This window comes from Sphingopyxis sp., from assembly GCF_035998965.1.
GTDB lineage: Bacteria > Pseudomonadota > Alphaproteobacteria > Sphingomonadales > Sphingomonadaceae > Sphingopyxis.
In genome coordinates, this window is sequence record NZ_DASYHE010000033.1 from 76,498 (window position 1) to 98,801 (window position 22,304).

The 22,304-nt window shown below is 63.4% G+C and carries 19 protein-coding genes; 4 read left to right on the top strand and 15 right to left on the bottom strand.

Annotated elements, in window-relative coordinates:
• Nucleotides 1-73: 73 nt before the first annotated feature.
• A complete protein-coding gene (locus VGN68_RS04730) occupies nucleotides 74-1,423 on the bottom strand; it encodes a pyruvate dehydrogenase complex dihydrolipoamide acetyltransferase (protein ID WP_327474371.1) in 1,350 nt (449 codons plus the stop codon).
• Between the two features lie 159 nt (nucleotides 1,424-1,582).
• On the opposite strand from VGN68_RS04730, the gene VGN68_RS04735 reads away from it, so the two are divergent.
• Entirely contained in the window at nucleotides 1,583-2,038 is a 456-nt protein-coding gene (locus VGN68_RS04735; RefSeq protein WP_293700729.1) for a universal stress protein, read from the top strand.
• Here the strand turns inward: VGN68_RS04735 and VGN68_RS04740 are convergent.
• On the bottom strand, nucleotides 2,035-2,427 hold the full coding sequence (locus VGN68_RS04740; protein ID WP_327474377.1) for a hypothetical protein: 393 nt from the start codon (nucleotides 2,425-2,427) through the stop codon (nucleotides 2,035-2,037). The genes VGN68_RS04735 and VGN68_RS04740 overlap by 4 nt on opposite strands.
• 122 nt (nucleotides 2,428-2,549) lie before the next feature.
• Here VGN68_RS04740 and VGN68_RS04745 point away from each other — a divergent pair, with 122 nt between their 5' ends.
• On the top strand, nucleotides 2,550-3,344 hold the full coding sequence (locus VGN68_RS04745) for a helix-turn-helix transcriptional regulator (RefSeq protein ID WP_327474379.1): 795 nt from the start codon (nucleotides 2,550-2,552) through the stop codon (nucleotides 3,342-3,344).
• Nucleotides 3,345-3,447: 103 nt separating this feature from the next.
• Here VGN68_RS04745 and VGN68_RS04750 read toward each other — a convergent pair whose 3' ends face one another.
• From VGN68_RS04750 to phaR, 5 genes are all read right to left on the bottom strand, one after another.
• Nucleotides 3,448-5,865 carry a ribonuclease R family protein gene (locus tag VGN68_RS04750; protein ID WP_327474381.1) on the bottom strand — a complete coding sequence of 806 codons (2,418 nt, stop codon included), beginning with the start codon at nucleotides 5,863-5,865 and terminating at the stop codon, nucleotides 3,448-3,450.
• A gap of 64 nt (nucleotides 5,866-5,929) precedes the next feature.
• On the bottom strand, nucleotides 5,930-6,415 hold the full coding sequence (locus tag VGN68_RS04755; protein ID WP_327474383.1) for a hypothetical protein: 486 nt from the start codon (nucleotides 6,413-6,415) through the stop codon (nucleotides 5,930-5,932).
• 10 nt (nucleotides 6,416-6,425) lie between these two features.
• Complete coding sequence (locus VGN68_RS04760; RefSeq protein WP_327474385.1) at nucleotides 6,426-6,776, bottom strand: DUF6152 family protein; 351 nt, start codon at nucleotides 6,774-6,776, stop codon at nucleotides 6,426-6,428.
• 69 nt (nucleotides 6,777-6,845) lie between these two features.
• Entirely contained in the window at nucleotides 6,846-8,372 is a 1,527-nt protein-coding gene (proS, locus tag VGN68_RS04765; protein WP_327474387.1) for a proline--tRNA ligase, read from the bottom strand.
• Nucleotides 8,373-8,419: 47 nt separating this feature from the next.
• A complete protein-coding gene (phaR, locus tag VGN68_RS04770) occupies nucleotides 8,420-8,956 on the bottom strand; it encodes a polyhydroxyalkanoate synthesis repressor PhaR (RefSeq protein ID WP_327474389.1) in 537 nt (178 codons plus the stop codon).
• Between the two features lie 505 nt (nucleotides 8,957-9,461).
• On the opposite strand from phaR, the gene VGN68_RS04775 reads away from it, so the two are divergent.
• Nucleotides 9,462-12,617: a TonB-dependent receptor domain-containing protein gene (locus tag VGN68_RS04775; RefSeq protein ID WP_327474391.1), complete on the top strand. Its 3,156-nt coding sequence runs from the start codon at nucleotides 9,462-9,464 to the stop codon at nucleotides 12,615-12,617.
• A gap of 70 nt (nucleotides 12,618-12,687) precedes the next feature.
• Here VGN68_RS04775 and alr read toward each other — a convergent pair whose 3' ends face one another.
• Both alr and VGN68_RS04785 read right to left on the bottom strand, forming a co-directional pair.
• On the bottom strand, nucleotides 12,688-13,734 hold the full coding sequence (gene alr / locus VGN68_RS04780; RefSeq protein ID WP_327474393.1) for an alanine racemase: 1,047 nt from the start codon (nucleotides 13,732-13,734) through the stop codon (nucleotides 12,688-12,690).
• A 44-nt stretch (nucleotides 13,735-13,778) separates the two neighbouring features.
• Nucleotides 13,779-15,413, bottom strand: a complete 1,635-nt coding sequence (locus VGN68_RS04785) for an MFS transporter (RefSeq protein ID WP_327474395.1) — start codon at nucleotides 15,411-15,413, stop codon at nucleotides 13,779-13,781.
• Nucleotides 15,414-15,609: 196 nt separating this feature from the next.
• On the opposite strand from VGN68_RS04785, the gene VGN68_RS04790 reads away from it, so the two are divergent.
• Nucleotides 15,610-16,377, top strand: a complete 768-nt coding sequence (locus VGN68_RS04790; protein WP_327474397.1) for a cyclase family protein — start codon at nucleotides 15,610-15,612, stop codon at nucleotides 16,375-16,377.
• 110 nt (nucleotides 16,378-16,487) lie between these two features.
• On the opposite strand, the gene VGN68_RS04795 is transcribed toward VGN68_RS04790, so the two are convergent.
• The 6 genes from VGN68_RS04795 to bioB form a co-directional block, all read right to left on the bottom strand.
• On the bottom strand, nucleotides 16,488-16,895 hold the full coding sequence (locus VGN68_RS04795; protein ID WP_327474400.1) for an MAPEG family protein: 408 nt from the start codon (nucleotides 16,893-16,895) through the stop codon (nucleotides 16,488-16,490).
• Between the two features lie 72 nt (nucleotides 16,896-16,967).
• Entirely contained in the window at nucleotides 16,968-17,972 is a 1,005-nt protein-coding gene (locus VGN68_RS04800; RefSeq protein ID WP_327474402.1) for an alpha/beta hydrolase, read from the bottom strand.
• Nucleotides 17,973-18,100: 128 nt separating this feature from the next.
• A complete protein-coding gene (locus VGN68_RS04805; protein ID WP_327474404.1) occupies nucleotides 18,101-18,472 on the bottom strand; it encodes a tRNA-binding protein in 372 nt (123 codons plus the stop codon).
• A gap of 49 nt (nucleotides 18,473-18,521) precedes the next feature.
• Nucleotides 18,522-18,929, bottom strand: a complete 408-nt coding sequence (locus VGN68_RS04810) for an MAPEG family protein (RefSeq protein WP_327474405.1) — start codon at nucleotides 18,927-18,929, stop codon at nucleotides 18,522-18,524.
• Between the two features lie 37 nt (nucleotides 18,930-18,966).
• Nucleotides 18,967-20,973, bottom strand: coding sequence for an acetyl/propionyl/methylcrotonyl-CoA carboxylase subunit alpha (locus VGN68_RS04815; RefSeq protein WP_327474406.1), 2,007 nt, complete (start codon nucleotides 20,971-20,973; stop codon nucleotides 18,967-18,969).
• Between the two features lie 291 nt (nucleotides 20,974-21,264).
• Nucleotides 21,265-22,281: a biotin synthase BioB gene (gene bioB, locus VGN68_RS04820; RefSeq protein ID WP_327474474.1), complete on the bottom strand. Its 1,017-nt coding sequence runs from the start codon at nucleotides 22,279-22,281 to the stop codon at nucleotides 21,265-21,267.
• Nucleotides 22,282-22,304: the final 23 nt, after the last annotated feature.

Consider the following 22,304-nt stretch of genomic DNA (forward strand, 5'->3'; position numbering starts at 1 on the left):
AGACGCGGCGCGGACCCCACACCCCAACCCCTCTCCCGCAAGGGGAGAGGGGCTTTGGCCCTTCGCGGACATTTTACGCCACCAACCCCAGCGGGTTCTCCACCAGTTCCTTGAACGTCTTCATCAGCAGCGCGCCATCGGCGCCGTCGATCGCGCGGTGGTCGAAGCTACCCGTTGCCGACATGACGGTTGCGATCGCCAGCGCGTCGTCGACGACATAGGGCCGCTTCTCGCCCGCGCCGATCGCCATGATCATCGCCTGCGGCGGGTTGATCACCGCGGTGAACTGCTTGATCCCCATCATGCCCATGTTCGAGATCGAGGCGGTGCCGCCCTGATATTCAGCGGGCTGGAGCTTGCCTTCCTTCGCCTTCGCGGCGAGCTCGGACATTTCGGTCGAGATTTTCGACATCGACTTGCCGCCCGCATCGGTGATGATCGGGGTGATCAGCCCGCCGGGGATGCTGACCGCGACCGAGATGTCGGCACGGCTGTACTGGCGCATCACGTCGCCGCCGAAGCTGACGTTGCACGCGGGGACGCGTTCGAGCGCGACCGCGAGCGCCTTGATCAGCATGTCATTGACGCTGAGCTTGACCCCGCGGCTTTCGAGGCTGGCGTTGAGCTCGCCGCGCAGCTTGAGCAGCGCGTCGAGGCGGATGTCGACGGTCAGGTAGATGTGCGGCGCTTCCTGCATCGACTGGGTCAGGCGGCGCGCGATCGTCTTGCGCATGCCGCTGAGTTTGGTGTCTTCGTGCGGGATGCCGAAATCGGGGATCGGACCGGCGGTGGCAGGAGCCGAAGTTGCTGCGGGCGCAGGGGCCGCAGGAGCGGCTGCGCTGGCAGCGGCTGCGGGCGTAGCGGCACCGGCCGGGGCGCCGTCGAGGTCGTCCTTGACGATGCGGCCGCCGGGGCCGGTGCCGGTGATCGTTGCCAGGTCGATGCCGCGCTCGGCGGCGAGGCGCTTGGCGAGCGGGCTGGCCTTGATGCGGTCGCCCGACTTAGCGGGAGCGGGAGGGGCCTTTTCCGTCGCCCTCGCGGAGGCGGGGGCCGCTGGAGTTGGGGCGCTAACGCTAGCGGCCCCCGCCTTCGCGGGGGCGACGTCTTGGGGTTCCGCGGCCTTCACCTCTTCCTTGGCAGCAGGCGTCGGAGCCGCCTTCGCGCCCGCATCCTCACCCTCACCCTCACCCGTAATCACCGCGATCACGGTGCCGACCTTCACCCCGTCGGTCCCCTCAGCGACCAGGATCTGGCTCACCACGCCCTCGTCGATCGCTTCGAATTCCATCGTCGCCTTGTCGGTTTCGATCTCAGCCAAAAGGTCACCCGATTTGACGGCATCACCTTCCTTGACCAGCCATTTGGCCAGCGTGCCTTCCTCCATCGTCGGCGAGAGGGCGGGCATTTTCAGTTCGATTGGCATGGTTCGGCATGTTCCCTGTCAGTCTTGCAGGCGGTGCCTGCCGCTACGGCTTGTTCCTCGCCTTAAGCATTGTGGCGGTCAAGGTCCAGCGGGGCAAACTTGCCTTTCATACGAATGTGACGCACTCTCCACGCACAAAAAGCATAGGGGGTCGGGGCGATGCGGACATATCTGGTGGTGATCGACGACAGTCCCGAGGCGTCGCTGGCGCTGCGCTTTGCCGCGCGCCGCGCTGCGCGGACCGGCGGCGGGGTCGCGGTGCTGGCGATCGTGACGCCGCAGGACTTTGTCGCCTTTGGCGCCGTGCAGGCGACGATCGAGGCCGAAGCGCGCGAACATGCCGAGGAACTGGTCGCCGCCGCCGCCGATGCGGTGGTGCAGGAAGCGGGGGTGACGCCGCAGATCATGGTGAAATCGGGCAAGCCCGCCGATGTCGTGCGCGAAGTCATCAACGCGAGCGACGAGATCGCGGCGCTGGTGCTGGCCACCGCCGCGAATGGTGCGCCGGGGCCGCTGGTCGCGCATTTCACCGGACAGGACGCTGGAACTTTGCCCTGCCCGGTGATGATCGTGCCGGGCGGGATCGACCTCGCCCGGCTCGATGCGCTGAGTTAGACGGTAATCGTGCGCGGCAGCGTCGCCGCGCCCTTCGCTTCATAGATCGCGAAAACCAGCACGCCGATCGCCTGAACGATCACGACCACAATGCCGATCGCGGTCATCTGGCCTGCGAACATCGCCAGCACGGCGAAGCTGGCGATGACCCAGCCGAGGTTACCGACCGCGATCAGGTTCGCCAGACCCTTGTTCGGCACTTTCTGGCTGGCGACGAACAGCATCAGCAGCGCCGACGGCAGCCCGATCCAGCCCGCGACGGTCACCAGTTCGGAGGGGAGGCCGAGCAGGGTGGCGACCGTCGCAGTCGCAAAGACGCAAAAAACGAACAATCCGGTGCAGGTGATGGCGTCGATGATCAGCGTGTTCTTGAGAGTGAAGAGGGACATTGGGCTTCTCCTTTTTGGACGACCCGCTCCATCTGCCGCCGAAAATGCGGCCCGTCGATTACGCGTGAGGTAATGGAAAAGCCGAAAGCCGGGGTATAGCTCTCGCGGCAAAGGAGATAATGATGCAACCCGCACCGCTCGGCACCCAACTTCGCGAATGGCGCAGCCGCCGCCGGATGAGCCAGATGGACCTGGCGCTCGATACCGACATCTCGACCCGACACCTCAGCTTTATCGAAACGGGCCGGTCCAAACCCAGCGCGCAGATGTTGCAGCGGATCGCCGACTGCTTGGAAGTCCCGCACCGCGCACGCAACGCGCTGCTCCTCGCTGCCGGTTACGCCCCCGACTATCAGGAACGCCCGCTCGACAGCCCAGAAATGGCAGGGGTGCGCGCGATCGTCGCGCACGTGCTGAAGGGTCATGAGCCCTATCCGGCGCTGGCGGTCGATCGCCACTGGAACATGATTGCGGCGAACCAGGCGATTGCCATCCTGACCGCGCAGGTGTCCCCTGCCCTGCTGGCGCCGCCCGTCAATGTGCTGCGCATCGCGCTGCATCCCGAAGGGCTGGCGCCGCAGATCGTCAACTATGGCGAATGGCGCGCGCATATATTGGAGCGGATGGACGCCCAGATCGCGTCGAGCGGCGATGCGGGACTGATTGCGCTACGCGACGAGCTGGCGGGCTATGCGGTGCGGAGCGACGACCACAGCGCCGCGCATCGCGACACCCATGCCAGCAGCATCGCGGTGCCGCTGATCCTGAACACCGATGCGGGGCGCATTTCGTTTATATCGACGGTGACGATTTTCGGGACGCCGGTCGATATCACGCTGTCGGAGCTGGCGATCGAGGCGTTTTTTCCGGCGGATGCCGAGAGTGCGGCGTTGTTGCAGAAATTGGCGGGGAAGTAATCTCCCCTCCCTGCAAGGGAGGGGCCGGGGGTGGGTCAGCGACGGCAGTGCGGCTCGCTGCGCTCGCACCCAGCCCTAACCCCTCCCTTGCAGGGAGGGGGATTCAGCGCCGCCGCCCCTTGTGCTTGATGTTCGCCGGGCGCCCGCGCTTGCCAACGACATGCTTGCCCGCCTTGTCCTTCACCCCATCGTGCCTCGGCGCGCGGTTGCGATAGCCGCCCTCGGGCGCATCGGGCAGTTCAAAGCGCAGCGCGCCGCTGATCGGATTGGCGTCGACTAAGCGCAGGTCGAGCCGCTCGCCGGTGGTGAAACTGACGCGCCCATGTTCGCTGTCGAGCGTCCGCGCCTTTTCGTCATAAAAGAAACGCTCGTTACCCAAAGTCGAAACCGGCACCAGCCCATCGCCGCCCAGCCCGTCGACCGTGGCGAAGAAACCGAACGGCTGGACCCCGGTGATGCGCGCCTGGACGATCGCCCCCTTCTTGTTCGCCAGATAGGCCGCGACATAGCGATCGACCGTCTCGCGCTCCGCCTCCATCGCGCGACGTTCCAAGGCACTGATCGCCTCGCCGATGCGCGACAGCCCCTTGGCGTCGGCTTCGCCCAGCCCGGTGCGCTCGGGCAGCCCCTTGGGCTTGCCAGGAACCTCCAGCTTGTAGCTATCGACGAGCGCCCGGTGGACGATGAGGTCGGCGTAGCGCCGGATCGGCGAGGTAAAATGCGCGTAGCTGCCGAGTGCCAAACCGAAATGGCCCGCATTGGCGGGGCCGTAATAGGCCTGCGTCTGGCTGCGCAGGATGGCCTGCATGATCTCGGGCAAGCGGTCGTCTTGCGAAAAGCCGTCGATCAGCCGGTTGAACACCGCGGGCGTGATGACCTGCCCCAGCGCGAAACTCTGTTCAAAGGTTTCGAGATAATCCTTGAGGCTGACCAGCTTCTCACGGCTCGGCGGCTCATGGATGCGGTACATCACCGGCGATTTCTTCGCCTCAAGCGCTTTTGCCGCCGCGACGTTGGCCGCGATCATGTAATCCTCGATCAGCCGCATCGAATCGAGCCGGTCGCGGACGCGGATTTCGGCGATCCCGCCCGCCTCGTCGAGGATCACCTGCCGTTCGGGCAGGTCGAGGTCGAGCGGCGCGCGGGCGGCGCGGGCTTTTGCCAGCAGCCCCCAGCAAGCCCACAGGTTTTGGAGAGCGGGCAAAAGATCCTCCCCCACCGGGGGAGGGGGACCATCCGCAGGATGGTGGAGGGGCACAGGCGGTTTACGCGATGCCTCGGGGGTAGGATTGGCCTCACCTGCCCCTCCACCAGCTTCGCTGGTCCCCCTCCCCGTTCCGGGGAGGATCGCATCATACGCCGCTTGCGCATGCTCATAGGCAATGTTCGCGCGCAGCCGCACCAGCGCGCGCGTAAACCGCCATGATGTCACCTTGCCCTGCTTGTCGATGACCAGATGGCACGCCAGCGCCGCCCGGTCCTGCCCCGCTTTCAGCGAGCAAACGCCCGCCGACAGCGTTTCGGGGAGCATTGGGACGACCTGGTCGGGAAAATAGACGCTGTTGCCGCGCCGCCGCGCCTCGCGGTCGAGCGCGCTGTCGGGGCGGACATAATAGCTGACATCGGCGATCGCGACGATCGCACGGAAACCGCCCTTGTTCGCTCCATCGGTGTCGGGCTCGGCCCACACCGCATCGTCATGGTCGCGCGCGTCGATCGGGTCGATCGCGACGATCGGCAGCGCGCGCAGATCCTCGCGGCCGTCGGGGGTCAGCGGCAGCTTCGCGGCAATCTCTGCTTCGGCAAGCGTTTCGGCGCCGAACACATGCGGGATTTCGTGGCGCGCGATCGCGATCATGCTGAGCGACTTCGGCGCAAATGGATCGCCCAGACGCTCAACGACTTTTGCCTTGATCGCCGGACCGCGCCCGGTCAGCTCGGCGCGCACGAGATCCCCGATGTTGGCATCGCCTTTATCAGCGACCGCAAAATCATAACGCGCGCGTTTGTCGGCGGGACGCAGCCACAGGATCGGCTTGCCCCCCGGCCCCATATCCTCGACGAGCACGCCGATCACGGTCTCACCGCCCGCCTGCAATTTCTTCATCGGGTGCGCGACATGGCCGCCGCCGCGTTCTTCGGTGCGCGCGAGGATGCGGTCGCCCATGCCCAGCGCACCCTTGCGCCCCTGCTCGATCACGCGAAGGCGCGGCGCCGGTCCGGCCGCTTCCCAATGTTCGGGGACGGCCCACACGGTGCTGCCATCGATCGCCGCCACGCGCAGCACGGTCACCCGCGGCAAACCGCCGTGCTTATGGAATGCCCGTCCGGGCGCCAGATCGACGAGCCCCTCGTCGGTCATGTCCTTGAGCAACGCCTTCAGCGCAATCTTCTCGTTGCCATGCAGCGCAAAATGCTTGGCAATCTCGCGCTTGCCGACGGGTTCGTTCGACGCCGTTATGAAATCGATGATCTGTTGGCTGCTGGGCAGGCCGGGTGCGCTATTCGGTCGGTTCTTCATCGCCAAAAGCTATAGGCATGCGGGCGCGGTTTACCAAGCGATCAACGCGGGCCGCATAAAAGGGTCAGCTATAGGCAATCCAGCGCCCCAGCGTTCCCGCGGTCAGCCACAACGCCAGCGAAACTGCGGCCATCGCGCGCGCGCCAGCCGGTATCGGGTCCGTCCAGTCGGCCATGCGCGCGCACCACAGCATCCGAAAAGCCGAAGCATTGGCAAGCGCCAAAGCGATGACGATCAGCTTGGGCGCAAAGATGTCGGAAGACGCAAGAGCTTCGCCGTCGGCGGCGAACAATATGGTTCCGCTAGCCACCATCACCAGCAAGCCGCCAATGGCGACGGGCGTCAGCGCGCGCGACAGCGCCGCGATCGGCAGGCTGCGCCACAGCCCGGCAACGCGCAAATCGACAACACCGATCCCGCCGACCAACATCACCAGCCCCAGCAGGTGGAGCGTGTTGGCGACCGGATAGACTATCGCCGACCCGCGCGCCCACGGCCCGACGCCGACGGCATCGAGCCAGGTCGCGGCGGTGGTCAGCAGCGGTTCCACGCCGCCGGGCTCAGCGCAGTTCGACGGTCTTGTCGCCGATCATCACGCGCTCGACCCGCATTTCGGGGGTGCCATCGCGCCGGACATAGCCGGTCAGGCGAAGCCGCTTGCCCGGCTCGACTTCAGCGCGCGACAGGCCGCGCGCTTCCATCCGGCTGGTCGGCGCCAGGATCACATCCCACAGCTTGCCCTTCCAGCGCATCTTGGCGGCACCGTGCGGGTTGCCCCACGACAGTTCGGCAAAGGTTCCATTCAATGTCACCGGCTTGCTCTCGTCATACGACGACCAGCCGTGGTGCGCGGCAACGGGAACCGTGATACCGGCCAGCGCCGCGGCCGCGATCAGCATGGGAAAACGCATGTTCAGTCTCCTTCTGCCCCTCGGGAGAAGGCTACTAACGCTGGGCTACAAGTGCAAGTCGACCTGCAATCAATAGGTTCGGCCGATCAGCACGCGTTCGACTGCGGGTTCGCCGGTGAAGAAGCAACTGCCGTCAGCAGGTGCGGCGTACATCGGGGTATTACGCATCGTCAGCTTGAGCGCTTTCAGCTGCTCGACGATCTTGTCGAGCGCCGCGCCGCTGGGGCGCGCCCATTGGACTTCGGCCCAACCGACGAACTTGTCGTCGCCCTTGAAATGCGCGGCCAGGTCGGTGACGTCGCGGCGGATATTGGCGTCGAGACGCTGTTTCGCCTCGGCGTGCAGGCTCGTCTGGATATCCTCCAGTGTAGCAACCGCGTTCGCGATGAAATCGCCCTTCGCGATAAACGCCGAATTGAGCTTGCCGTCGTCCTTGTACAGCCGGTCGCGGCGGATCACCGCCACATTGCCGCCCGCGACGTCGCGCGGCCCGATTTCGAGAATGATCGGCGCGCCCTTCTTGACCCAGCCCCAGCGCTTGGTCTGCGCCTTGTTGGCACCCGCATCGAGATGGACGCGCAGCGGCTCACGGAAGGCGTCGAGCGCTTTCAGTTCGGTTTCGAGTGCGCGGCAATAATCGAGGATCGCCGCATCTTCCTCATTGTCGCGCAGCATCGGCACGATGACGATCTGGTGCGGCGCGATACGCGGCGGACAGCGCAGGCCGTCGTCGTCGCCATGCGTCATGATGACGCCGCCGATCATCCGCGTCGACACGCCCCAGCTCGTCGTGTGGCACAGGCTGTGGCCGCCATCCTTGTCCTGATAGCGGATCCCTGCCGCTTCGGCGAAGCCGGTGCCGAGGTAATGCGACGTCCCGGCCTGCAACGCCTTGCCATCCTGCATCATCGCTTCGATCGAATAGGTCGCGACGGCACCGGGGAAACGTTCATTCTCGGGTTTTTCACCTGCGACCACCGGCATCGCCAGCACATCTTCGGCAAAGGCGCGATACATTTCGAGCGCGCGCAGCGTCTCCGCCATTGCGTCAGCCTGGTCGGCGTGCGCGGTATGGCCTTCCTGCCACAGGAATTCGCTGGTGCGCAGGAACATGCGCGTGCGCATTTCCCAGCGCACGACATTCGCCCACTGATTGACCTTCAGCGGCAGGTCGCGCCAGCTTTGCACCCAGCGGCTCATCGCGGCGCCGATCACGGTTTCCGAGGTGGGGCGGACGATCAGCGGTTCCTCCAGCTTCGCCTCGGGATCGGGGATCAGCTTGCCCTTGCTGTCCTGGATCAGCCGGTGATGCGTGACGACCGCCATTTCCTTGGCAAAGCCATCGACATGATCGGCTTCCTTCTCAAAAAAGCTCAAGGGAATGAACAGCGGGAAATAGCAATTCTGCACCCCGGCATCCTTGATCGCCGCGTCCATGACGGTCTGGATGCGTTCCCAGATGCCGTAACCCCATGGCTTGATCACCATGCAGCCGCGGACGCCCGATTCCTCGGCCAGATCAGCTTCGGCAATGACGTCCTGATACCAGGCCGCGAAGTCGGCCTGCCGGGTTACGCTGAGCGCATGTTTGACCATGGGGTTTTCCGTATTCTGTTACTGAGGGCGGAGGAGCGCCCGTTATTTCACTTTTTGGCAAGTTCCGCCTTGAGCGCGGCCACTTCGGCCTTCAGCGCCGCGATTTCGGCATCTTTCGCCTTGCTGCCGCCAGCGCCCGGGATGAAGGCACCCGCCGCCTGCTGGAACATCTCCATGTTCCGCCGCGTCAGTTCGGCGAGCGGGTTCGACCCGAGCACGCCGTCGAACGCCGCGCGGACATCCTGCTGGTTCTTGCGGAACGCGGTCATCGACGCTTCCAGATATTGCGGCACCATCGACTGCATCTTGTCGCCATACATGCCGATCAGATGGCGCAGGAAGTTGACCGGCAACAAGGTCTCGCCGCGCGTTTCCTCGTCCATGATGATCTGCGTCAGCACATTGTGCGTGATGTCATCGCCGCTCTTGGCATCGACAACGCGAAACTCGCGCCCGTCGCGGACCATCGTCCCGAGATCTTCGAGCGTGATGTAGCAGCTGCGTTCGGTGTCATAGAGCCGCCGGTTGGCGTATTTCTTGATCGTGACGACGCCGTCGTCCGCCGTCGTCCTGGACTTCGCCATCTTGACCCGCGCTCCTTTTGTTACCGCATAATGACGACCGCGCCGCGCGGGACCTTCGCTTGTTGAGGGCAATAGCATTAATTTATGATGCATCGCAACATGGCGTCGTGAGCCAGGCCCGATTCGGCCGGCCTCGGCTCCATAAGCGGCCGTTAGGTGGGCGCCACTTTTTGGTGTCACCCAAAACGCCGTCCCGGTTCGCACGCTTGCACCCCGCCGCTTTCCTTGCGGTCAAGCAAGATCGTTTCCCATGAAACTATTGGATCGACATAAACGAATGCCTGGGTAGTTCAGGACAAGCCGCTCATTTCACAATCCAACCTGATCCACGGGCGGTTCTCAGCGCAGCCGACATGAACGCTTGTTGCAAAAATAACACAGCAGCTGATGGGAAACGTACCGGTGTAAGATTTCTGCCATCAAAGACTTGTGCGATTGAAACTTTCCCGCTTTCTTCCCCCCAAGCCGTTCTCTTTCTGTTGAACGGTCAACCGGGGAATATATCATGAAAAAATCTAGCCTGCTTTTGCGGGGTACCGCGTTGTCGCTCGCTTTGTTGGGTGCGACTCCTGCCTTTGCACAAAATGATCCTGTGGCACCAAGTGATGCGGCCGAAGAGGCGAGCGACGGCAACGTCATCGTTGTCACCGGTTCGCGCATTTTGAATCGTCCCAACCTTGAAGCATCAATTCCGATCACCTCGGTCGATGCAGAAGACCTGCTCGGAACCGGTGAGCTATCGCTGGGCGATATGCTGAACCGCCTTCCACAACTTCGCTCGACGTTTACCCAGGCGAACTCGACCGCTAACATCGGCACGTCGGGCCTCAATCTGCTCGATCTGCGCGGTTTGGGTACCACCCGAACGCTGGTGCTGGTAAACGGACGTCGCTCGGTTACCTCGACGCCAGGCACGTACCGCGTCGATACCAACACGATCCCGACCGAATTGCTCGAACGCGTTGATCTCGTCACCGGTGGTAACTCGGCGGTTTATGGTTCGGATGCTATTTCAGGCGTGGTGAACTTCATTCTGAAGCGCGATTATGACGGCTTTGCCGTCAACGCTCAGGGCGGTGTTTCCAGCCGCGGGGATCGTGGATCGCATCAGATAAGCGCGGTATTCGGCCGCAATTTCGCCGACGGTCGCGGTAATATCGCTATCTCGGGCGGCTATGCCAATTCCAGAACGCTCCTGTTCTCTGATCGTAATGCTCAGACTGGCGCCTTCACCGGCACGCCGGGCTTTGCAACCGTCGATAACACTTTCGGCGAGCCGCCGGCTGGTGACGGCATTCCAGATACCGCCTTTTTCGACGCTTTCCCAGGCGCGACGTTTGGCAATGCTTCGCTGGGGGGCGCCGTTTCGGTTTCGTGTCCCGCACCGACGGCGACAAACGCGGCTCAGCGTGCGCTTGTCTGCGCACCCGGGCTGACGCCTACGGGTACCCGTATTGCTGACAACTATATGTTCCAGCCGGACGGCACCTTGTTGCGCAACGTTCCCGCCATCGATCTGCGTCAGGTCGGCGGCGGCATCCGCGGCGGCCTTGGCGCCAGCGGTGTAGAGGGCGCGATGTTACTGCCGGGTCTCAAGCGTTACAACGCGACGCTTCTCGCCCGTTACGAATTCTCGCCTGCGGCGGAAGTCTTCTTCGAGGGCAAATATGTCAACATCACTGCCAATCAGACGTCGACCCAGCCGGTCGCGCTTTCGTTGGGCGGCACGACATCGACCTTCTTCCTCGACAACCCCTATCTGACGCCGCAAGCGTTCTCGACGCTTCAGTCGATCTTTAACACGACATCCACGACAGGCGGCTTCACGATGATCCGCTTCCTGAACGATATCGGGACGCGTACCGAAGATCATGAACGTGAAACCTGGAGCCTCGTCGGCGGCGTGCGCGGCGATATCAGTTCGTCGGGTAATCTGCGCTACGAAGTGGCTCTGAACTGGGGTCGCACCGAGACTTATTATGAAGCAGGCGGTCACTTTATTTCCGCCAAGTTCAACAATGCGGTCAACGCTGTACGGTCAAACGGGCAAATTGTGTGCCGTATCAACGCCGATGCCATCACGACCAACGACGACCCCAACTGCCGTCCGATCAATCTGTTCGGTGAGGGAGCTCCGCAGACGACGCCCGACGGGCTGGCTTATGCATCGTACACGCCGTTCCGCGAACAATGGGCGGAAATGTTCAATGCCACGGCCTTTATCTCAGGCGATACGTCAGGCTTGTTCGAACTCCCTGGCGGTCCGATCGGCTTCGCGGTTGGCGTTGAATATCGCAAGGAGGACGCTTTCTCGGGTTACGATGCCGAAACTGCTGCTGGCCGGACGACGCTAAACGCCTTTGCTGCATTCGACCCGCCGTCGATCACCAGCAAGGAATTGTACGGCGAAATTCGCATTCCGCTCCTTGCCGACATGCCGCTGGCGAAAGAGCTGACGGTCGAGGCGTCGGGACGCATGTCCGACTACAGCAACATCGCGAAGAAGGTGTATGCCTATAACGTGGGCGTCATCTATTCGCCGCTGAACGGTGTGCGTTTGCGCGCTGGCTATGCGCGTTCGGTTCGTACGCCGAACTTGTCGGATAACTACGCAGCACAGGCCGAAACCTTCCAGAATGGCTTTATCGATCCGTGCAGCCAGACTGTCATAAATCAGAATCCGAACCGCGCTCGCAACTGCGCCGCAGCTGGTATCCCAACCGTCCTGCAATTGCCGGATGGCACAACAACGCCTTGGGTCAACACGCCAGCATCGGGCCTTTCGGGCTTCAACGAAGGGAACCTGAACCTGACGCCGGAAATCGGCAAGAACCTGACCTTTGGCGCGGTGTTCCAGCCCCGGTTCATTCCGGGCCTCAGCTTGTCGGTCGATTACTATCGAATCAAGATCGACAAGGCGATTTCGTCGTTGACCGGTCAGACCCTGATCAATCGCTGCTATGATGATTCGGTCGGCATCGACAATATCTATTGCGCTGCGATCTCGCGCCGTAGCACGCCGGGCAATCCGATCACGGACTTCACTTTCGATGGTCAGACCAACCGTACTGTGGGTGGCTTCCCGCAATTCAACTTTGCGCGGCTCGGCCCGTCGTTCATCAACCGTCCTTTGAACTACGCTTCGTTCAAGGCATCGGGGATTGATGCACAACTCGACTACACCTATCGCTTTAACGAAGATGTTCGGATTTCGCTCAACGGCGCGCTGTCGTGGATCGAGAACCGGGAATTCTTTACCTCGATCGCCGATCCGACCTTCTCGGATCGCGTCCATGGCGAATTGGGCGATCCGATCTGGGAAGGCAGCTTGGGCGTTACCCTTGTCGCCGGCGCGTGGGACATCGATTATGATTTCCGCTGGATCGGGAAGCAGGCGATTGCGACGTGGGAAACGCAGCACTCGCATCAGGGCCGTCCGCCGACAAACGCCGACGCGTTCCCGGTCAAATACTACCCCAGCATCGGCTACGTCGATATGCAGGTGGGCTATACCGTCGACAAGAACTTCCGCTTCTTCGTCGGTATGGACAATGTGTTCGATACATTGCCGCCTTGGGGCCTGACCGGAACCGGCGATGCCAGCGCCATCTTCCCGGTCACCGGACGCTATATGTACGCAGGCGCGAAGTTCAAATTCTAACCCGCGTCATCGGCACAAAGAGAAAGGGCCGCTCGTTGGAGCGGCCCTTTTTTGTCTACCATAGCTGCGATCAAGACCAGCGACGCTCGAATCGGCTCCCAAGCCCGGTCAGCAGCTCATATTGCGACAGGCCACTGCGCGCCGAAACACGCGCCAGGTCATAATCGAGCTTCAACCAGTCCCCCTCGCTCAGCCCCTCCACATCGCTGGCGTCGAACGTCGTCATGTCCATCGACACGCGGCCCACGAGCGGCAGCGCCCGTCCCTGCCATGTCGCCCCGCCCGTTCCGGTGTGGCAGCGCAGATAGCCGTCGGCATAGCCCAAATTCACCACCGCGATGCGGCTGTCGCGCGGCGCGGTCCACGCCGCGCCATAGCCGACCGTCTCGCCCGCCGGGACCGTTCGGACTTGCAGCACGCGCGCCTCGGGACAGGCGACCTGGTGGATATGGTCCGCTGCCTCGCGGCGCGGGATGCCGCCATAGAGCGCGATCCCCGGGCGGGTCAGGTCGAACGCATAGTCCGCGCCAAGGCAGATGCCTGCGCTGTTCGCAAGGCTGTAACGCCGCGCCGGGACCTTTTCGCGGAGCGCGCGAAAGGCTGCCAGCTGCTGCGCGTTCTGCTCGCTGTCCTCGTCCGCCGACGCCAAATGGCTGTGCAGCGTTTCGATCGGCAGTCCGTCCAGCGCACCACCCAGCGCTTCCTCGACGCGCAACCCCAGCCGGTTCATTCCGGTATCGACCATGACGTCGCACGGCCGTCCCTCGCCCGCCGCCCGCCAGCGGCGCACCTGTTCAACGCTGTTCAGCACCGGTCGCGCGGGGAGCAGGCGCGCGGCGACCATGTCGATTTCGCCTACGCCGTGGAGGACCGATAGCGACACACCCGGGGGTAGCGGCATCAGCGCCGCTGCCTCGGCCCAGGTCGCAACAAAAAAGTCGCGGCAGCCCGCCGCGGCCAGATGTCGCATGACCGCGCCCGCGCCGAGGCCATAGCCATCGGCCTTGAGTGCCGCCCCGCACGCCGCGGCGCCGCTTTGCCGCGCGAGCCAGCGCCAATTGGCAACAAGCGCCTCGGTGGAAAGACGCAGACGAAGCGGGGACGGCACGACGATCATGGTCGGCCCCTATACGGGTTCGCGGGCGCCGCCAATGGCTTGGTTCAGGCGGTGGGGGATGTACCGGGCGATGCTTTGTCCCACTGCCCCTCGACCGGATCCTTGAGCATGAAGGCGGTGACGAGGAAAGCGACCAGCACCACGGCCCATGTGTACCACAGCCCCGAATAGGCATTGCCCGTCTTCGCGATGATGAAACTCGCGATCAGCGGCAGGAAGCCGCCAAAATAGCCGGTGCCGATATGATAGGGGATCGACAGCGACGAATAGCGAACGTGCGGCGGGAACATCTCGGACAGCAGCGCCGCGACCGGGCCGTAAGTAAAGCCGGACAGCGCACTGAGCCCCAGCAGCGCGAGGAAGATGACTGCGATGCTGCCCCAGCCCGGGATTTGCTTGGCAAAGTCATATCCGCTCGCCTCAAGCGCAGGCTGGAGTAGCGCCGGATCCTCGCTCGCCACCTCACGGTCACCGATGCGGATCGTGACGCTGTCGAAACCGCTATCGGTCGCCGCGACGGTATAAGGCACGCCCAGCTTGGTCAGCTCGCCCAGCGTCTTGCCGCACGCGGTTTCCTGCTGCTGGGCAAAGGGATCGAAATCGCACCGCGATCCGCTGACGGTCACCGGCGCGCGCTCTGCCGCTGCCTGCAACGACGGGTTGGCGACGCTGCCCATCCACCAGAACAGCGGGAACAATAGCACCAGCGTCGCGGCATAGCCCCAGACGATCGGCTTCTTGCGCCCAAGACGGTCGGACAAATGCCCCGCCCAGATGAAAAAGCCCATGCCGACCGCCGCGGCGACGCCGACGATGATTTCAGCGGCGGTGTCCTCGACCTTCATCGGCCCTTTCAGGAAAGACAGGCCAGAGAACATCGCGGTGTACCAGATCACGGTGAGGCCCGCGGCGATCCCGAACAGCGCGATAAAGATACGGCGCGGATTGCCGGGATAAGTGAAGCTTTCCTTGAGCGGATTCTTCGCCAGCTCGCCCTGCGCTTTCATCGCCTGAAACACCGGGCTTTCCGACAGTTTCAGCCGCATCCACAGCGAGATGGCGAGCAGGATCAGCGACAGCAGGAACGGCACCCGCCACCCCCAGCCTTCCCACACGTCGGTTGGCATCAACGCTTTGCACCCCAGCACGACGACCAGGCTGAGCACAAAGCCACCGACGACGCTTGCCTGAATGAAGCTTGTGTAAAAGCCGCGCTTTCCGGGAGGCGAATGCTCGGCGACATAGACCGCCGCGCCGCCATATTCGCCGCCGAGCGCCAGCCCCTGCAACACGCGGAGCAGAATGACGATGATCGGCGCCGCAATGCCGATTGTCGCCGCCGACGGGATCATGCCGACGCCCGCGGTCGCGACGCCCATCAGCGTGACGGTGACCAGAAACGTATATTTGCGCCCCAGCCGATCGCCGAGGAAACCGAACAACACCGCGCCGAGCGGACGGAAGCCGAAGCCGACCGCGAACCCCGCCCACACGAGCAAGGTTTCAAGCGTCGCATTGTCGCTGGGGAAAAACGCCTTGCCAATGATCGCGGCAAGGGTGCCGTAGATGAAGAAATCATACCATTCGAAAACCGTTCCCGCCGACGAGGCGGCGATGACCATGCGGATTTCCTTTTGCGTCGGCTGGTAAGCGGCGCCCGCGGCACTGGCTTCGGTCATATATTTCTGGCTCCCCCACCCCGTCGGGCTTGTCACTTTTCCGTTCGCATCGGGCGAAGTCGAGAGGCATCGCGCGCATCGTAGACACAGCGTGTCTCGACGTCGCTCGACACGAACGGTTACGCTACGTCTAGTTACCCAGCAGCGTGGTGCAAGCCTTCTTGGCGCGAACGGCTGTTCGTGTCAGACTGCGGTCATGCAGTTCATCGACCTGTCGATCCCGATCACCAACGACGTCATCTCCGACCCGCCGGTGATGCGCCCCAACATCACCTATTTGACCCATGAAAACACATGGGAGCAGATCGCGATGTTCTTTCCCGGGCTGACACGCGAAGACCTGCCCGATGGCGAAGGTTGGGCGGTCGAGATGCTGTCGCTCAGCACCCACAATGGCACGCATATGGACGCACCGTGGCATTATCATTCGACCACCGACAGCGGCGCGACCCCCGCCCCGTCGATAGACGAAGCGCCGCTCGACCTCTTCTTTCGTCCCGGCGTCAAACTCGACTTTTCGGATCGCCCGCACGGCCATGTCGTCAGCGGCACCGAGGTCGAGGCGGAGCTGGCGCGTATCGGTCACGACTTGCAACCGCTCGACATCGTGCTTGTCCAGTCGGGCGCAGTCTATGGCACAGACAATTTCACCGACCAAGGCTGCGGCATGGGCGCCGAGGCGACACTCTACCTGACGGAGCGCGGGGTGCAGGTCGTCGGCACTGACGCATGGAGCTGGGACGCGCCGTTCAGCCACACCGCGCGCCGCTGGGCCGAAACGCGCGATCCGTCGATTATCTGGGAAGGGCACAAGGCGGGGCGCATCCGCCCCTATTACCAGATCGAGAAGCTGACCAATTTGGCGGCAATCCCGGCGACCGGGTTCACCTTCAGCTGCTTCCCGGTGAAGATCGAACGCGCGAGCGCGGGGTGGATCCGGGCGGTGGTGCTGGTTGAAGACTAGTCCGTCGCCCCCGCGAAGGCGGGGGCCGCAATCGGGCTATTCGGCGTCGGCGCCTAGAGCCGACAACGGCCCCCGCCTTCGCGGGGGCGACGATTGGTTTCGTCGGAAAGCTATAAATTCACAGTCACCAGCATCCACAAGGTCCACGCACCCAGCGCCAATAACGTGCCGAAGGTCGCGACGACGCCGATCTGGCGCGGCACCGGCGCTTTGCCCGGCGTGATCTTGGCATAGAGACCGACGATATGCGCGACGCGGCCGACCAAGAAGATCGCACCGATGACCATCAACCCCATGTGATTGGCACGCGCGCTTTCCAGCAGGCCGAGCAGGATGACCGTGATCGGCGCATATTCGGCCAAGTTGCCGTGGCTGCGGCTGGCACTGATCAGCTTGGCATCGCCATGATCGCCGAACGCGGCCTGGACGCGCAGCCGCTGGCGCACCGTGTCGATCGCGGTCGCAAGCAACAGCAGCGCACATACGGCCGCGACAAAGGCGGTTACCGGTAATGTCATCGTCTCATCTCCCCCCATAGTCCTGCGCCGCAGCCTAGCCGACCCGGCGCCGTTTGCCACCGCCAATCGCCGCTATGGGCTGGGCGTTTTGGCCAGTTTCGCATCAAGGAATTCCAGGACGCGCGCCGAAACCGGCATACGGCTGACCTTATCCCCTAGGCTGACCGCGCCCATTGGGTAAAAATGACCGAACCCCGGCACCCACGCGATCTCAGCGGCGACGCCCTTGCCACCCAGCGCCGCGGCGGTGTGCGGGGTGCCGTTGATCACCCCTGCAAAGTCGTTCTGCCCTAGGATCAACAGCGCGGGCGCCATGCCGCGCTCTGTCGTTTCGTACAGATTATAGCCACTGATCCCGCCCGACAGCGACACCACCGCCTTGACCGGCACCCCGATGCCATAAGCGGTGTTCAGCGCGGTGATCGACCCTGCCGAAAACCCGCCGAGCGCCAGACGCTCGCCATCGATCCCGAATTCAGCGGCGCGGGTGCGCACAAAATTGGCCGCCATGGCCATATCGTCGGCGGCGGCAAAAGTGGTGTGCCAATAATGGGTCAGCGTGGTGTCGTCGAAAGGCGCCAGTCCCATCAGCCGACGCACCTCCTCGATCCGTTCGATATTTTGCGGCGCCATGTTCACGGCCATCGGCACGATGCGCTTGTCGTCGAGTGGGCGGACCAGCCCCGGCACTTCGTGGATCAGGCGGTAATCGATCGAAAAACAGGCATAGCCTGCGGCGGCGAAGGTGCGGCAATAATCGGCCATCGAACTGTCTTGTGCGCCGTCGCCGGTGAAATGCATGTCGCCCTTGTCGCCGCGGTGGAACGCGCCGCCGAACGCCATGACGATCGCCGGACGATCGGTCAGCGGCTTGCCATCCGCTACCGGGCGATAGGCGTCGAGCAAGAGATCGCGCGCCTTGGCGCCGTCGGCCGACACGCCAACCGGGGCGCGACCGTACACGACATCCCGCGTCACCATGACATCATAGTCACGCTGCGCCTGTTCCTGCGCCACGACGCTCGGCGTCACTAGCGCGCCAATGATCACCGCGATCATCTTTGCCCGAAACCCCATCGCCCATCTCCCCTGATCGTCTATTGCACTAAAGCTAGGCCATCCGGGCCGCGCTCGACAAGTCGGGGCTGGCTAAACGCTCGCGCTGCGGCGCGCTGCATCGCAAATGAGCTAGCCCGCCTTAGCGATCAGAACAGCCGCGATCCGTTGGGAACCGGAATATCGGGCGCAAACAGGATGACCGCGCCGGCATCGTCGGCGAAACCAAGCGTCAGAACTTCGGACAGGAATTTTCCGATTTGGCGCGCCGGGAAGTTGACCACCCCGGCGACTTGCCGTCCGACCAGCTCATCCAGCGCATAGCGATCGACGATTTGCGCGCTGCTTTTCTTGATCCCAATCGCAGGGCCGAAGTCGATCTTCAGCTTGAACGCGGGCTTGCGCGCTTCGGGGAAGTGTTCGGCTTCCAAGATAGTGCCGATGCGGATGTCGACACGCAGGAAGTCGTCGAATGTGATGGGCTCGGCGGCGGGCTGCCCGATGTCATGGTCGATGTGCATCGCGCCGAAATATAGCCTGATGGCCCTGTAAGGCGCAAGGCGGCGCCAGTCAAAGCATCGGCAGCACGACCATCCAGCCCAGCCAAAGACAAAGCGCAAGGACGGCCGCCCATGTGGAAAAAATGCCGATCACGCGGCCGACCGGTGGCTTACCATCCGCGCGCGTGCGGTAAATGCCGACCAGATTTGCCACGCGCCCGAACAGGAACAATGCCGCGATGGCCGACAGGCCGACCGCATCGGCGCCCGCCAGCTCCAATAGCCCGATCAGGATGATGGGCACTGGGGCATGTTCGGCCAGATTCGCGTTGGCACGGATGGCGCGGCGCAACCGGTCGTTCCCGGCGTCGCCGAACAGCGTATGTGATCGCTCGCGCTGCACCACAACGTCGATACTGGTCGCAAGGAGCGCGAGGCCGCACAGCACGCCAACCACCGCGGTGACGGTCAACACCATTGCAGCGATCCCCAGCCCAGCTGGTACTCCGAGCCGCTCATTCCATCTCCAAAATCACCGCGTCGACCGCCAGGCTGTCGCCCTGCGCCGCATTGACGCTTTTCACCGTCCCCGCTTTTTCGGCGCGCAGGATATTCTCCATTTTCATCGCTTCGACCGTGGCCAGCGGCTGCCCCGCTTCGACCTTGTCGCCTTCGCCCACATGCAGCGCGACGAGCAGCCCCGGCATCGGGCAGATCAGGAATTTCGACAGGTCGGGCGGGATCTTTTCGATCATATGCTGCGTCAGCGGCGCGATATGCCATGGCAACACGCGCACATCATGGATACGCCCGCGCGTCGTCATCCGCCAGCCGGTGCGCGTCTTCGCGACCTTCACCGCCAGTTCGCTGCCGTCGATCTCGGCGATCACCAGCCGGTCGCCCGGCGTATATTCCAGCGCGATGTCGAGTTTGTCGCCGTCGACCTTGATATGCTTGTGGCCAAGCTTCACTTTATGCTCGGTCCCGCCAACGGTCACCTGCCACTTGGCGGGCGGATCGAGCCGGTCGCCGAGCTGACCATCGGTGCGCCGCGCGCGGTCGGCTTCGGCGCTCGCCATGAATCCTGCGATCGCGGCAAGCGCGCGTAGGATATGATCCTCGGTTGCGGCGCCGTGGAAGCCGTCAGGATATTCCTCGGTGATGAAGCCCGTCGTCAGCTCGCCCGAGCGGAAGCGCGGGTGCTGCATGATCGCCGACACGAAATCGATATTATGCCCCAGCCCTTCGATCTCGAACCGGTCGAGCGCCGCAATCTGCAGGTCGGCGGCTTCGTCGCGCGTCGCGCCCCAGGTCACGAGCTTGGCGATCATCGGGTCGTAGAACATCGACACCTCGCCGCCCTCCTCGACCCCCGCATCGACGCGCACGCCGTCCTCGCCGCGCGCGTTGCCCGCCCACGCCGGAACCGGGGTGCGATAGCGCACGAGCCGCCCGGTCGAGGGAAGGAAGCCGCGATAGGGATCCTCGGCATAGACGCGGTTCTCGATCGCCCAGCCGTCGATCTTGATGTCGTCCTGAGTCATCTCCAGCTTCTCGCCCGCAGCGACGCGGATCATCTGCTCGACCAGGTCGATGCCGGTAATCGCTTCGGTCACCGGATGCTCGACTTGCAGCCGCGTGTTCATTTCGAGGAAGTAGAAGCTCTCGCCCGTCGGGTCGGCGCCCGAGACGATCAGTTCGACCGTACCGGCGCTATAATAGCCGACCGCGCGCGCCAGCGCGACGCACTGCTCGCCCATCGCCTTGCGCATCTTCTCGGTGACGAAGGGTGACGGCGCTTCTTCGACCACCTTCTGGTGGCGGCGCTGGATCGAGCATTCACGCTCGTTCAAATAGAGGATGTTGCCGTGCTGATCGCCCAGGATCTGGATCTCGATATGGCGCGGATTGAGGATGAATTTCTCGATGAACACGCGGTCGTCGCCAAAGCTGTTGAGCCCCTCGCGCTTCGTCGCCTCGAACCCCTCGCGCACGTCCTTTTCGTCATAAGCAAGGCGCATCCCCTTGCCGCCGCCGCCGGCCGACGCCTTCATCATCACCGGATAGCCAATCTCGTTCGAAATCTGCACCGCATGCTCGGTATCGTTGATCTCGCCGACGAAACCCGGGACGACATTCACTCCTGCCGCGAGCGCGAGCTTCTTCGACTCGATCTTGTCGCCCATCGCGGCGATTGCGTTCACCGGCGGGCCGATGAAGGCGATATTTTCCTTCGCCAGCGCCTCGGCAAAGCTGGTGCGTTCGGACAGGAAGCCATAGCCCGGATGCACCGCCTCGGCGCTGGTTTGCTTGCACGCGGCGATGATCTTGTCGGCGATCAGATAGGATTCGGACGCGGGCGACGGCCCGATATGCACGGCCTCGTCGGCCATCTGCACGAAAGGCGCGCGCGCATCGGCGTCCGAATAGACGGCGACGGTCGCAATGCCCATGCGCCGCGCGGTCTTGATGACGCGGCAGGCGATTTCGCCGCGGTTGGCGATCAGGATTTTCTTGAACATTATTTCGCGTTCCATCTCTTAAGAACTACCAATGCCGAATAGATTGTCGTGGCGAGGGAAAGGAAAAGCAGTAGCCACCAAACATATGGATCGTGGACACAGCTCGGGTCGTTGAACTGACAATCGCCCGCACCTTCTTGATCCGGGCACATCCAATAGCATCCTTTGCCATGCCTCATGGTAAGCACGGTATAAACGAAGAAGGCTGTTGCCCCGGTGCTTGCAATGACCGCCAATATCCTGCTCAGCATCTCGACAACTCCATGCTACTGCGACTTTGCGCATGGGAATCTACTCAGCGGCTTCCATCCGCATCGGCTCTTCGCTCTCCATCGGCCGCAGCCCCAGCTTTGCGAGCAGCGCCGCGTCCTTACTATCCCCAGCATTCGCCGTCGTCAGCAGCTTGTCGCCGGTGAAGATGCTGTTTGCGCCCGCCATGAAGCAGAGCGCCTGCGTCGCCTCCGACATGCTCTCGCGCCCCGCGCTCAATCGCACCATGCTGCGCGGCATGGTGATCCGCGCCACCGCGATCGTGCGGACGAATTCGATGTCGTCGATCTTCGCGAGCGGGGTGTCCGCGAGCATGTCGCCCAGCACGGTGCCCTTCACTGGCACCAGTGCGTTGATCGGTACGCTGCCCGGATGTTCGGGCAGGGTCGCGAGCGCGTGGATAAAGCCGACGCGGTCGGCGCGCGTCTCGCCCATGCCAACGATGCCGCCCGAGCAGACGTTGATCCCGGCGCTGCGCACTTCCTCCAGTGTATCGAGCCGCTCCTGAAAGTTGCGCGTCGTGATGACATTGCCGTAATTTTCCGGCGAGGTGTCGATATTATGGTTGTAATAATCCAGCCCCGCGACCGCCAGCGTCTGCGCCTGCTCCTTGCTGAGCATCCCCAGCGTCATGCAGGTTTCCATGCCCATCGCGCGCACGCCCTCGACCATCTCGACGATCGCGGGCATGTCGCGGTCCTTGGGGTTGCGCCAGGCGGCGCCCATGCAGAAACGCTGCGATCCCGAATCCTTCGCCTGCGCCGCCGCCTGCAACACTGCGCGCACGTCCATCAGCTTGGTGGCCTTCAGCCCGCTGTCGGCGCTTTTGCTTTGCGAGCAATAGCCGCAATCCTCGACGCAGCCACCGGTCTTGATGCTGAGCAAGGTGCACAGCTGGATTTCGCCGCGCGAATGGTGGCGGCGGTGGACGCCCTGCGCTTCCCACATCAGTTCGTCGAACGGCAGGTCGAAGAGGGTGGCGATTTCCTCGCGGGTCCAGTCGGTGCGCGACTCCCCTCCCGCTTGCGGGAGGGGCAGCGAGACTTGCGAACGCAGTTCGC